Genomic DNA, 11,535 nt, shown 5'->3' with positions numbered 1-11,535 from the left:
GGCAGGGTCAGAAGTGGATAAGAGACAGCCTCTACGCCCCGCCGGGCAGCCCCGCCCAGCACGTCCTGTCCACCGTCGCCCTCCCCCACACCACCACCGACCCCGGCTGACCTCCGCCCCGGACCGGGCTCCCGCAGCCGGTGCGCGGAGCATGGCTTCATGAACCGGTCCAGCCCGATCGCCAGATCGGAGGGCGCCCGAAAAGAGGGTTCACGACCCTGACCTCGCCGATCACAAGCACACGATCGATGCGCTCTCGCACCAGTGGCACTGACCGTACTTCGGCTGCCATCATTCGCCGAAATGCGAGTGATCGAGTCGGGGGACGCCGATGTCTCGGAAGATCAGGGCGGTGCGGCGCGCCGCCGCCTGCGCCGCGCCCTTACTGGCGGGTGTGCTCGTTGTCGCCGGGTGCTCCGGCGGCGAGCAGAAGGCGGAGCCCGGCGAGTCCGCGTCGGCGCCGGCCGTCCCGCCCCGCGAAGCCGGAACGATCGCATCGGTGCCGCTGGAGCACCAGGACGGCCCCGCGCACGTCGATCTGCTCGCGCTGAGCCGGACGGCGGCGAACACGGTCACCGCCCGTTTCAAGATCGTGAACGAAGGCAGGGCGCCGATCGACCTGACGAGCAGTCTCAGCGAACTCGGGCACTCGCTGGACCCGGAGTTGGGAGACGCCCTCGCCGCGAGCGGCATCGGGCTGCTGGACGCCCGGAACGACAAGGCCTACTTCCCTTTGCGGGCACCCGCCAACGAGCACAAGTGCCTCTGCACGTGGCTGCACGGCAATCCCGTGAAGCCGGGCGGCCACATCGATGTCTACGCGACGTTCCCGAGCCCGCCCGCCGACGTCAAGCGGGTCACGGTCATGGTCCCCCTCGCGGTGCCCTTCCAGGACGTCCCGATAACCGACGCCCCGGTCAAGCCGCTCGACGGCCAGGTGGATCCGGCCGCGGTGCGGTTGGGCAAGCCCCGGATCCTCGCACTGCGCACCCTCACGGAGGGCACCGAGCAGTCGGTCGCCGACGACGCGGACGACCGGTCGGTCCTGCTGTCCACCGACACGCTGTTCGCGATCGACAAGGCCGACTTGACGGCGCGGGCCGACCGGCTGCTGCGGCAGGTGGCCGAGCAGATCGACGCGTCCGCGGGCGGCACGGTCACGATTGACGGCTACGCGGACTCGACCGGCACCGACGCGATCAACCAGCCCCTGTCCGAGCGTCGCGCGAAGGCCGTCGCCGACCGGCTGAAAAGCCTGGTGGCCCGGCAGGGAGTGAGCTACCGGCCGGCCGGTCACGGCTCCAAGGACCCTGTGGCCACCAACGACACCGAGGAGGGCCGCCGCAAGAACCGGCGGGTCACGGTGACATTCGCCCGCCCGCGACCGCAGGCGCAGGCACCGGCGTCCGGCGGCGGCCGCCCCTACCGGCGCGGCACGTCCACCGCGCTGGGCTCAGGCGTGTTCCAGTCGGCGGGTGCGCGCGGGCTCAAGGTCGAGGTCAACAGCCTCCACCGCGACCCGTCCGGGCTCGCCGTCCTGGTGTGGACGCTCCGGAACACCGGGCGGGAGAAGCGGACCTTCGGCCTGAAACTCGAAAGGCAGGCCTCGCATCACGGCAGCGATCCGCGGCCGATGAGGCTGGGCACCACCGGCGGGGTACTGCTCTTCGACCCCGCCGCCCAGGTCCGCTACAACCCGCTGAGCGTCGAGACCGGCCCGTGCGTGTGCAGCCTCGTGGGCTTCCATGAGGCGCGGCAGACCCTCGGGCCAGGCGAGAGCGTCGTCCTCTGGGACGCCTACAAGCCCCCCGCCGGCGCGGCGAACCTCGAACTGCAGGTCCCCTGGGACCGGGGCGCCGACGCCGTCGTCCGAGCACTGACGATCACCTGACGGAACCGGGGCCCTCGATCTCCCGGCCTGCTCGTTCGGGAGACCGTCCGACCACCCACCCGGTCGGCGGCCGCCTGCGGCATCAGCACGGCCGCCTCACCGCCGGGCCGCAGATGCCACAGCACGCGCTGGACCCACGCCGGCTCCGGTTCGCCGCGCGGGGGGTAGCCCGTGCACCCAGCGCGCGTCGCCCGCGAGGCCGTCGCAGCCCCAGGCCCGGTCGCCGAAGGGCGGATCGCACGGCGCCGCGTCGAAACGGTCGCCGGGGAAGGCGTCGGCCGTGAGGGAGTCGCCCGCCAGTTCGACACGGCGGCCCGCGCGACCGGTGTCGGCCACCCCGGGACTGACTGCGACCGAACCGCCGAAAAGCCGATTTCCTGAGAATTCCCGGCCGTGATCTGCGTCTCTGTGCGGCGACTGACACACCCACAGGGCCACGCATTTATGGACAGAAACTCCGAAAGCAGACAGGTGCACGCCTGCCCGTTTCGGCAGGCACGGCGACCGCAACGCGAATCTGGTTCAGGTTACGGCCCGCGCAGCGCATCCAGAAACCCTGCTATTTATGACCGAAATGGAGGCGAATGTTCCCCGGCCGCGACCTCCCCGTGCGCGATAACCCTGGAAGATCCGCGATTACCGTCCCATAATGATGCCTGAATTAGGGACACGGGCAGGCCGCAGCAGATCGGAAAGGTGCAGCGACATGGACCCCGCGCTGGCAGGGCTCGCCGGCGCGGTCGCGGCGGCCCTCGTGGACGCCATGACGACCGATTTCTGGGGCACCGCGAGGACCCGGCTCGCCCGGATCGTCGGCCGCGGCGCGCAGACCGCCGAGTCGGACCTGACCCGGGAGCTCGAGGAGTCGGCGGGCAGGGTCGGCCGGACGTCCCCGCCGGACCAGGCCGCCATGGGGGCCGAGCAGGCGAGATGGACGGCCCTGCTGACGGCCTTCCTCGCCGAGCATATGGACGCCTCGGCCGAACTCCAGGGCTTCGTCCGACATGTCCGGGAGGCATTGCCGGACGCGGACACCGTCCACATCGTGCAGAACATCACCACCGGGCGGGACGCATTCATCGCGGGCCGCGACCAGCACATATCCCTGAGCCTGGACGACGATGGGTGAGGAGTTGGAACGTCCGGCTCCCACCCAGCGGGTGTGGGCGAGACGCGACGCTTTCGTCGCGGCCCGGGACATCTACGTCACAGCGGTGCTGGGAGGCACGTCGCAGTCGTCCCCTGCCGCCGCAGGAAGTGCCCTCAAGCGCGAACGGCCACTCTTCGTCCAGTACACGAACCCGGAGATCCTGGCGTGCTACGGCGTCGATGTCAACGAAAGGCATGCGGCGCTCACGCTCACCCAGGCACTGGACGCCACACGGCTGGCCGTGCTCCTGACCGAGCGCCACCTCCTCATCCCCGCGTCCTACATCTTCGAGATCCACTGGTACCCGATCTTTCTCGGGTGCGTGGAGCCGCTGGTGCGGGCGGGCGCCCTCCGCTACGTCGCTCCCGTCCCCGATCTCGCCGACTACCGGGAGATGAAAGTCCACGAGTACCGGCGGGACCCGCACAACCCCTACCGTCACGCCGGATTGCGGGGAATCTGCGCCGATCCCGATTTCCGCTGGGCTCCCCGGCACGGCGGCGGAACGGCGGCCGGAATCGGCGAACTGTGGCGCGCGGCTCTAGAGCCCGGCGGTGAACTGCACCGTGTCGCGCGTGGGACCGCCCGACGATGGCACCGGCCGCGGGGACGCGCCGAACGGCTGTTGGCACGAACACCTGAACGGCTGGAAGGCCAGGCGTTCATCGCGCGGTTCGTGGAACGCACGCTGCCCGTGCCCCTTTCACCCGCCGAAAGCACATCGCTCGCCTTCTTCCTTTCTCGCTCCTACCTGCGCAGCTACCTCCTCGACCTGGACGCCGCCATCCTTTCGGACCTCCCCGCGGGTGACCTGACCTGCGGGCTCAGCCGCAGGTCAGCCGGTATGGACGGCAGACTCCCCTCCGCGCGGCGGCTCGACACCGTGCTGCACTGGCTCGGCATCGCGGATTTCGTCCACCGCATCGCCGAGTGGGACGAACTGCTGCGGCTGCGCTCCCTGCCCGCGTTCGGAGTCGTCATCGACCGGGCCTACGACGAAACCTCGCTCGACGCGCTGCGGATCGCCGTCCTGGCGGTACGCGGATCACGCGCATTCCGGCTCGCCCGCACCTATGCCGAGGCGGAGTCGAACGTGCAGGCCGTGGCCGGCACCATGGCCGATTTCACGCTCAATGCCAGAACGACATGGAGAGACGATCGATGACCATATCCATATACTGCTCCGGCTCCATCATGAAGGGCGCGGCGGACGAGAAGAAACTCTGCTGGTCCGATATCGAGCGGCGGGAGGTCGTCAAAGGCGCGTCCCCGCACGAGGTCGTCTTCCTCAACCCGGACGATCCCATCACCGACCCGTCCAACACGCTCGGGCAGTTCGGCCGCGACATGTACCAGGTGATGGTCGCGACGGCGGTCGTCGTGGACGCCCGGGAACGGCGCGGCATCGGCATCGGGGTGGAGATGACCGCCGCCGCGCTCCTCGGCACCCCGATCGTCGTCGTCGCCCCGCGCAACTCCAAGTACCGGGCCGACGAACTCGAATACCGCGGCGTCCTCGTCCGCGACTACGTCCACCCGCACGTGGCCGCACTGGCCTCCGCGGTCGTCGACGACTTCCAGCGCGCCGGGGAACTGCTCCCCGAACTGGCGCCGCAGAAGGCCCGCGATGTCCACCACATGCCCCAATGGCTCGAGGAGGCCATCACGGAGTACCGCGACAACGTCCTGCCCGGCGACCCGCCCATGCTGGCCGCCCTGGAGCGCCTGCACGAGCCTTCACTCGCCAGAGGACGCTGATCGTTGATCACCGAGCTGGAACGGAGCAGCGCGGAGCTCATCAGGGACGACCCACGGCTCTATCTCGTTCACAACGACGCCCTGGAGTCACTGCTCTTCGACCGCAACCTCATGGGCACCGGGTTTCGCGCGGCCTGCCTCCGTTCCAGCCGGTGGTTCATCGCCCATCTGGCCGATGAGTACCGGCCCGAGGAGACCGCCGAACTGGTGATCCTGAGCAAGGGCCTCGCCTACCGGCTCGCGGAGGCCGTGCCGGCGGAGACCGGCCACAACCTCCCCACCAACCTGATCGCCACCTCGCGGACGGCGGTCGCCCACGACACCGCACGCATCGAGGTGCCGTACTGCTGCTTCGAGGCGCCGGCCGAGACCCTGCTCATCGGCGACACCGTCGCGTCCGGAGAGACGATCATCACCGCGCTGCGCCGCTTCCTGGACGTCCACCCGCTCCGGCGCGTCTTCGTCCTCTCCTACGCGGGGACGCTCGCGGGCGCCACCAGGATCGCGGAGTTCTGCACGAACCGGGGCATCGAGGCGACGTTCCTGTACGGCCTCGCGGCGTTCGGCCTGGGCGACAACGGCTTCGACCTGTCGTTCCTCCACCCCGACACGGTCACCCGAGCCCACTACGTCGAACGGGCACGCGAGCAATTCTCCGGACGGCCGGTGTCGGCGGTCGGCTGGGACTTCGGCTCCCAGTCCATGGCCCCGCGCAAGTACCGGCATCTGAGCTGGGTGGAGTCGGAGATCTGGAACCTCACCGGCGCGGACTGCTTCGAGGTCGCCGAACCGCCCGGCGACTGGTCAGAACTCGCCCACGAGCGAGCCGCCTACGAGCACGCCCTTCCCCACGTCAGCGCCCGAACGGACACATGAGCGCCGCGCCTCCGCAGACCGGCAGGGCCGGGGGCCCGGTCCCACTCACAACCCGTTGACCTTTCTCTGCCGTTCGGTGTGATGCTGCCGGATGCGGCGCATGATCCGCCTCGTCGCCTCGCGCCGTTCACGGCTGTTGGTCACAGGGAGCTTCGACAGTTCACGAGCCAGGAACAGTCTCAGTTCCGTTTCCGCGACCTCCTGCCGCGACTCGCGGTCGTCTTCCCAGCCGCCGGTACCGCGGATCGTCACAGCGCGCTTGCGCCGGCCGTCCACCCAGTACTCGCTTGCACTCATGCGTCCTCCCCCGGGAAAACGATCAGTACCGCGGACTCTAAGCGCCGTGAACTCAATCTTCAAGTTTTTTCTTGAACGATTGCATGTCTTCATATGGCCGTCAGGACGGTTACCTCGGCGGGCGTCAATCCTCAAGGCCCGTCGTCGGGGAGGTAGAGGCGAACCTCCAGGTCGAGTGGGCCGAGCCGCTCGGTGATCAGAGGATGAACGGCGCTCCAGGCGAGGCCCCCGTGGCCGCAACCGAGGGGCGGGACGGCCACGCTGGCGAAGTCCAGTTCGGTCAGGGTTCGGGCGAGATCGTTCAGGCCGGTCTCGATGTCGTCCAGGCGGGACGGGCTCCGCCAGTGGCGCTTGGTCGGCACGTTGACGACCCATCGGCCGGCGTCGATCTGAACGGCGAGGACCTTGCCGGGCCGCAGGCGGCCATCTGCGCACGCTTCGGCGTAGGCGGTGAAGTTGGTGGGGAACGCGCGCTTGAACTGAAGCGCTAGCCCCTTCCCCATCACCCCGGCCGTGTTGACGGGGTTGATGAGCGCCTGCGCATCGTCTTGAAGAAGGTCGCCCGTCCGCTCGGTGATCATGTACCCCTCGCACTCCCCGTGGTGTCGGCGAGCGTAACCACGACCACCGACAAGGAGGCCCGGCCGACCCAGCCCGCACGCACGAGAGGGCAGCGCAGAGCCGAGGGCTCTATCGCCGCATGGCGACGCTGTCGCGGGACGGAGGCGGGGCGGCACGGCGTCCAGGTCGCGGCCGGTTCCCGTCGTCGGGGCAAGGCCGCCCCACTCCGCGGCGGCGGGCGGCGGTCACCAGTGGGGGGTGTACCTGGTCCGCCACGGTGAATTCCGCTTTGCAATCAGGGCAGGTCGCTGCGCCGAAGAGGTAGGTCAGCCGCACCGCCACGTCCTCCTGCCCATGCGCGTGGGCGGTGGTGTGCAGGCGCTCGGGCAGGCCGGTCAAGGTCTCGGGGGCCGCCGGACGTAGCGGGAGTTTGGGGACGTCCGCGCCGATGGCGTAGTCGCCGGTGCAGGAGAAGTGGCCGTCATCGCCGAAGGCGACGAACATCACCGCACTGCATTCGGGGCATTCGATCTCGTACTCGTCGTTGTTGACGTCTTCGAGCCGGTGCCCCCAGACGGGGACGCCCTCGAAGGCCAGCACCGCCTGCAGGAGGTAGACGTACGTATAGCGGTCGGACGCCGTGGGCAGCATGCGGGTGGCGATCCGTCCGAGCGCATCGATGTCCGCCGCATGGCGTGCCCGGACGTCGCCGGCGTCGTGCGGCTGGTCTTCACCGGCCACGATGGCGGCGGCCAGCGCGAGCGCCATGACGGCGTCGTCCTCCCGCGTCCCCTGGTCGGACGCGATGGCCAGGAGCCGTGGCAGGGCCGCGAAGCTCGCCGAGTAGACGCTGCCCTGATGGCACAGCGCCGACCACAGATCGCTCCACCCTTGATCATTTCGCCCGGAGGCGACCCGATCGAGGAGCCCGGGAACGTCCTCCGCGGTGCCGTAGGCGTGCGAGAGCCGCGACCAGTCAGTCATCCCGCGAGTAAATCAGGACCCACCCCCCATTCCGTAGGACCTCTAAGCGCCCGTGCCGCACCGCCGGTGGTCGGCTGCCACGGCGAGACGTCTCGGACCAGCGGTGACGGCAGGGGCGCGGCGCGGGCGGGCGGTCGCCGTCCAAGAGTCTGGGGCGACGGCTGGACGCCGGAGGCGCAGGAGGTGACGCCGGGCGCCGTGCCCGGCCCTCCCCCGGACCGGACGAGATCCGGAGCGCGAGTGCGGGGGGGGAGAGATGACGGCCTGCCTGGGACGTGGAGCGTGCCCGCCCCAGGCAGGTGAGTCACACCGGGGCCGGGGCGGGGGCGCTCCGGACCAGCTTGAAGGCCGGGCCGGACGGGACGGTCAGCGGGCCGAGTGCCGCTTGACCTGCTCGATCAGACCGGCGAACTGCGCAACGGACAAGGTGAGGTGTCCCCCATCCGGGTCCTTGCTGTCCCGCACCCCGATCCCCGGCGAAAGGCGTCCCAGCTCAACGCAGTGTTCGTCGTTGACACCGCTGCTGTGGGTGCTCTTCCGCCACTGAACGTTCATGTGTACTGCTCCAAGTAATGCTCGACGAGGGCACGCGAGGCATCTTCCGGGAGGGCCTTCGCGCCGATGCGATCAAAAGTAGCCCACAGGTCCCTGATCTCGTTGGGCGCCTCGATGAGCCGTCCGCCGTACTGGGCACCCGCGTAGGCGATGTCCCTGCTCTCCATGCTGATGATCTGAAACGGACCGTCGAAGCCCTCGTGTGCACCTGCCGACGGCGGGATGAAGCGGATGATGACGTTCGGGAGGTCCATCATCTTCCGGAGGTGGGTGAGTTGCGCCCTCATGACCTCTGGGCCACCGACGCAAGCGCGCAGCGCCTCCTCATCTAAGATCACATAGAAGAACGGCGGGTCTTCCGGATCAAGGAGAACCTGCTGACGAGCGAGGAGCCTGGCCACTGTGTCGTCAGGATTTTGGGGCCTTCCAGCCATGGCGAGGGCGCGCATGTAGTCCTCGGTCTGGAACGGCCGAGGGAGCGTCTTGCCGTGGTAGAGCCTGAGCGCATCGGCTTGTTCCTCGTAACGGAGGAACTGCCGTCCCCAGTCTGGGTCGTGGGCATTCCGGGCAAACCAGAGCAGTAGTTGCAAAAGCCTTCCGGTGCCATATTTCTCGTCAAGCTTTACAAGTTGATCTTCCTGCGGACGCTGCCTGCCTGCCTCAATGTTCGAAACAGTCGACCGGGTGACACCAATGATCTTCCCGCACTGAGTCAACGAAAGACCTGCCCTCTCGCGAAGAAACCGCAGGTAGAAGGCCAGAAGATGCCAGAGGGAGATCTTGGGCTCTAGGGGATCACGGACGATGGGCATCGGCATCTCCTGTTTGGCTTTGTTTTCGTAACAGGAAAACCTTAGAACGTTCCGGTGATCCTTGTCACAGGAAATCGGAATCTCGGGCAAGGACGGGACGATGGCGATGACGGCGACCGCAGAGCCGATCATGCCCCTTATGGGCACACCTTCCGCAGTGGGGCAAGCACGCACCTTCGCGGACACACAGATCCGCAAATGGGATTACTCGCACATTCTCGACAGCGCGCTTCTTATCGTCTCGGAACTCGTCACCAACGCCGCGCGCCAGACGCCGGACGAGGAGATCCGTCTCCAGCTCAGCCGGGACGCCTACGGGATCATCATCGCCGTCTGGGACGCCGACCACGAGCTGCCCACGGCCAAGCCGTTGAAGGAACTCACCCTCGACGACCTCGACCTGTCGGCGGAGGCGTTCGACGACAACGGCGGGTGGGGCCTGCACATCGTCCAGGCCATGTCCGCCAAGTGTGGCGTCACCGCCGACCCGGCCGGCGGCAAGTGGATCTGGGCGCGCATGCACCCGTAGCGGCATCTGAGCCCGTCCTCATCCGCATCGGCAGTCCAGGCACGACCCTCGACGGGAGGTAGCACGAAGATGGCCATTGATCACCTGACCGCGATGAGCGGACGGCGTCCGTTCCTGACCGCTCTCATTGAGGCCGTGCGCAGGCACGGCGGGATGTCGTGCGGCATCGTCCAGCGCAGCGGCACGCCCGTCCTCTACGTGATCAACGCCGAGTCCCCCAGCAAATTCACGGAGGTCGGCGCCGACTTCATCGCCGGGACCTGGGAGTTCACCTGGGCACCCACCGGCAACACGATCGGCGCGGCCAACTCCCCCGCGCAGGCCGCAGAGACGATCGCACACGCGCTCGGGGCTCGTCCGTGATGGGCGACGAGCTCGCGGAGATAGCGCGACTGCTCCTGATCCTCGGGACGGTGTGCCTCCTGTTCGGAGCCATGGCGGGTTACGTCCTAGGCCCAGGCCTGGTGCACCGGACCCGCCGACTTCTGCGAAGACTGCGCCGATGAGGGACATCACCAAACCGGCCTACCAGGAGGCGATGACCCGCGCCTCCGGCACCTAGACCCCTCCGGGCGGACGGCGTTCTGAGCGCGGCACATGCCCGTCCGTCCGGAGGTTCCAGTGCGGTTCACCAGCCGCAACGACACAACGAAGGAGAAGATGATGGGCGACCGCGACAAGGGAAACAGCGACGAGAGGACCACCACCGACGGGGACAAGCCGCAGGGCGGATCCCGTGGGACCGGTGACAGGACCAACGGCAACCCCAACGACGGGAAGCGTTCGTGACCGACTGGCACGAGACCATCGGCTCGGTGCCCCGGCGTTCGTTCACACCCGACGTGGTGTGGGCGGACCTGGGGCCCGGCCCTTGGGCACGGATCGACCGCAACGCCGAACCCGACAAGTGGGAAGAGGTCGTGGCGCTCGACCAGCCCTTGGTGACCCAGTTCGAGGACGGCCGGACCGAGGGCGAAGGGCTGGCCAGTTCGTCGCTGTCGATGCCGACATTGGTGGTCGAGTTCTTGGAGCAACTCGACCCGTTCGACCACGATCGCGTCCTGGAGATCGGTACCGGCTCGGGCTGGACGGCCGCACTGCTGTCCGCCCGAGTGGGCGCCCACAACGTGACCACAGTGGAGATCGACGCGGACCTGTCGGCCAAGGCCGCTGAACGGCTCCGGGCCGCCGGCTACGAATGCCGCGTCATCGTGGGCGACGGCGCGGACGGATTCCCCGAAGGCGCTCCCTACGACCGAATCCACGCAACATGCGCGGTCTCACACGTGCCGTACGCATGGGTGGAGCAGACGCGGCCCGGCGGACGGATCGTGACCCCGTTCTCGGCCGGGTTCGGCTACGGCGCCGTCCTGCGCCTGGACGTCCTCGACGACGGGACGGCCGTGGGCAAGTTCGCGGGCTCGGCCGACTACATGGTGCTGCGCGCACAACGCCCGGCCTACGGACCAGCCCGGTCATGGGCAACGGCCTTGTCGAGGGAGGTCCGAGTAAGCCGCACCCGCCTGGACCCCCGCTCACTCTCCTACGGACCAGTGAGCATCGACCTCACCGTGGCGGCCCTCGTGCCAGGCGTGGTCTCAAGGCTCTACGCCGACGCCACCGGAGCGACCGCATGGGTCCTGGACCGCGAATCCCATAAGGGCGCGTGGGCCTCCGTCGACTACGAACCCGGCCAACCCGACTACGAGGTACAGCAGGCAGGCGACCGCTCCCTGTGGGACGAGACCGAGGCCGCCTACCTGCAATGGCTCAAGTGGGGCCGCCCCGACATCACCCGCTTCGGAATCACCATCACACCCGACGCTCAAACAATCTGGCTGGACACCCCAACCAACCCCATCCACTGAGCCACAACACCCCGCAACCTGCCCCGGCCACTCAGGCCGGGGCAGATTTTCGGAGCCACTGCTACCGGCGGCGACCGCCTGAATCAGCAGCAGCGTCGGGCCCCTCTCGAGCTCGCGAAGAGTCATCCGCGCCGCCTGCACGGCAACCGAATGCACGTGATCCGAGTGTGATGGCCGGTGTTTATCGTTACCGCCATGGCGGGGACTTCTGAGCTGGTGGGCGGGCGGTATCGGCTGATCGAAGTGGTCGGGCA

14 protein-coding genes are annotated in these 11,535 nt (G+C 68.5%); 9 read left to right on the top strand and 5 right to left on the bottom strand.

Annotated elements, in window-relative coordinates; translation table 11 throughout:
* Positions 1-331 precede the first annotated feature (331 nt).
* The 5 genes from E1284_RS43355 to E1284_RS32730 all read left to right on the top strand — a co-directional run bounded on the left by E1284_RS43355 (position 332) and on the right by E1284_RS32730 (position 5,675).
* Positions 332-1,891, top strand: coding sequence for an OmpA family protein (locus tag E1284_RS43355; RefSeq protein ID WP_243714887.1), 1,560 nt, complete (start codon positions 332-334; stop codon positions 1,889-1,891).
* A gap of 706 nt (positions 1,892-2,597) precedes the next feature.
* The gene (locus E1284_RS32745) at positions 2,598-3,020 is read left to right on the top strand and encodes a hypothetical protein (protein ID WP_131944036.1); all 423 of its coding nucleotides are present in this window, start codon (positions 2,598-2,600) and stop codon (positions 3,018-3,020) included.
* A complete protein-coding gene (locus tag E1284_RS32740) occupies positions 3,013-4,206 on the top strand; it encodes a hypothetical protein (RefSeq protein ID WP_131944035.1) in 1,194 nt (397 codons plus the stop codon). The genes E1284_RS32745 and E1284_RS32740 overlap by 8 nt, the downstream gene beginning before the upstream one ends.
* Entirely contained in the window at positions 4,203-4,799 is a 597-nt protein-coding gene (locus E1284_RS32735) for a hypothetical protein (protein ID WP_131944034.1), read from the top strand. Before E1284_RS32740 ends, E1284_RS32735 begins: the two co-directional genes overlap by 4 nt.
* A 3-nt stretch (positions 4,800-4,802) precedes the next feature.
* Positions 4,803-5,675, top strand: a complete 873-nt coding sequence (locus E1284_RS32730; RefSeq protein WP_131944033.1) for a hypothetical protein — start codon at positions 4,803-4,805, stop codon at positions 5,673-5,675.
* A gap of 45 nt (positions 5,676-5,720) precedes the next feature.
* Here the strand turns inward: E1284_RS32730 and E1284_RS32725 are convergent, their stop codons facing one another.
* The 5 genes from E1284_RS32725 to E1284_RS32705 all read right to left on the bottom strand — a co-directional run bounded on the left by E1284_RS32725 (position 5,721) and on the right by E1284_RS32705 (position 9,016).
* Complete coding sequence (locus tag E1284_RS32725; RefSeq protein ID WP_131944032.1) at positions 5,721-5,972, bottom strand: hypothetical protein; 252 nt, start codon at positions 5,970-5,972, stop codon at positions 5,721-5,723.
* A 131-nt stretch (positions 5,973-6,103) separates the two neighbouring features.
* Positions 6,104-6,553 carry a macro domain-containing protein gene (locus E1284_RS32720; RefSeq protein WP_131944031.1) on the bottom strand — a complete coding sequence of 150 codons (450 nt, stop codon included), beginning with the start codon at positions 6,551-6,553 and terminating at the stop codon, positions 6,104-6,106.
* A 109-nt stretch (positions 6,554-6,662) separates the two neighbouring features.
* Positions 6,663-7,517, bottom strand: a complete 855-nt coding sequence (locus tag E1284_RS32715) for a hypothetical protein (protein ID WP_131944030.1) — start codon at positions 7,515-7,517, stop codon at positions 6,663-6,665.
* 366 nt (positions 7,518-7,883) lie between these two features.
* The gene (locus tag E1284_RS32710; RefSeq protein ID WP_131944029.1) at positions 7,884-8,072 is read right to left on the bottom strand and encodes a DUF397 domain-containing protein; all 189 of its coding nucleotides are present in this window, start codon (positions 8,070-8,072) and stop codon (positions 7,884-7,886) included.
* Positions 8,069-9,016: a helix-turn-helix domain-containing protein gene (locus E1284_RS32705; protein ID WP_131944028.1), complete on the bottom strand. Its 948-nt coding sequence runs from the start codon at positions 9,014-9,016 to the stop codon at positions 8,069-8,071. Before E1284_RS32705 ends, E1284_RS32710 begins: the two co-directional genes overlap by 4 nt.
* Before the next feature lie 25 nt (positions 9,017-9,041).
* On the opposite strand from E1284_RS32705, the gene E1284_RS32700 reads away from it, so the two are divergent.
* From E1284_RS32700 to E1284_RS32690, 4 genes are all read left to right on the top strand, one after another.
* The gene (locus E1284_RS32700) at positions 9,042-9,413 is read left to right on the top strand and encodes an ATP-binding protein (RefSeq protein ID WP_165965514.1); all 372 of its coding nucleotides are present in this window, start codon (positions 9,042-9,044) and stop codon (positions 9,411-9,413) included.
* A 69-nt stretch (positions 9,414-9,482) separates the two neighbouring features.
* The gene (locus tag E1284_RS32695; RefSeq protein ID WP_131944026.1) at positions 9,483-9,776 is read left to right on the top strand and encodes a hypothetical protein; all 294 of its coding nucleotides are present in this window, start codon (positions 9,483-9,485) and stop codon (positions 9,774-9,776) included.
* 258 nt (positions 9,777-10,034) lie between these two features.
* Positions 10,035-10,202 (top strand): hypothetical protein, encoded by a 168-nt coding sequence (locus E1284_RS41950; RefSeq protein ID WP_165965513.1) that lies wholly within the window; start codon positions 10,035-10,037, stop codon positions 10,200-10,202.
* On the top strand, positions 10,199-11,281 hold the full coding sequence (locus tag E1284_RS32690; RefSeq protein ID WP_131944025.1) for a methyltransferase domain-containing protein: 1,083 nt from the start codon (positions 10,199-10,201) through the stop codon (positions 11,279-11,281). Before E1284_RS41950 ends, E1284_RS32690 begins: the two co-directional genes overlap by 4 nt.
* Positions 11,282-11,535 lie beyond the last annotated feature (254 nt).

This window comes from Actinomadura bangladeshensis, assembly GCF_004348335.1.
Taxonomy (GTDB): Bacteria; Actinomycetota; Actinomycetes; order Streptosporangiales; family Streptosporangiaceae; genus Spirillospora; species Spirillospora bangladeshensis.
The sequence above is the reverse complement of the archived record's forward strand: the minus strand, read 5'-3'. Positions and strand labels throughout refer to the sequence as shown.

Coding starts and splice junctions, on each gene's coding strand:
- E1284_RS43355 (WP_243714887.1), top strand. CDS start 332: ATGTCTCGGAAGATCAGGGCGGTGCGGCGCGCCGCCGCCTGCGCCGCG.
- E1284_RS32745 (WP_131944036.1), top strand. CDS start 2,598: ATGGACCCCGCGCTGGCAGGGCTCGCCGGCGCGGTCGCGGCGGCCCTC.
- E1284_RS32740 (WP_131944035.1), top strand. CDS start 3,013: ATGGGTGAGGAGTTGGAACGTCCGGCTCCCACCCAGCGGGTGTGGGCG.
- E1284_RS32735 (WP_131944034.1), top strand. CDS start 4,203: ATGACCATATCCATATACTGCTCCGGCTCCATCATGAAGGGCGCGGCG.
- E1284_RS32725 (WP_131944032.1), bottom strand. CDS start 5,972: ATGAGTGCAAGCGAGTACTGGGTGGACGGCCGGCGCAAGCGCGCTGTG.
- E1284_RS32720 (WP_131944031.1), bottom strand. CDS start 6,553: ATGATCACCGAGCGGACGGGCGACCTTCTTCAAGACGATGCGCAGGCG.
- E1284_RS32715 (WP_131944030.1), bottom strand. CDS start 7,517: ATGACTGACTGGTCGCGGCTCTCGCACGCCTACGGCACCGCGGAGGAC.
- E1284_RS32710 (WP_131944029.1), bottom strand. CDS start 8,072: ATGAACGTTCAGTGGCGGAAGAGCACCCACAGCAGCGGTGTCAACGAC.
- E1284_RS32705 (WP_131944028.1), bottom strand. CDS start 9,016: ATGATCGGCTCTGCGGTCGCCGTCATCGCCATCGTCCCGTCCTTGCCC.
- E1284_RS32695 (WP_131944026.1), top strand. CDS start 9,483: ATGGCCATTGATCACCTGACCGCGATGAGCGGACGGCGTCCGTTCCTG.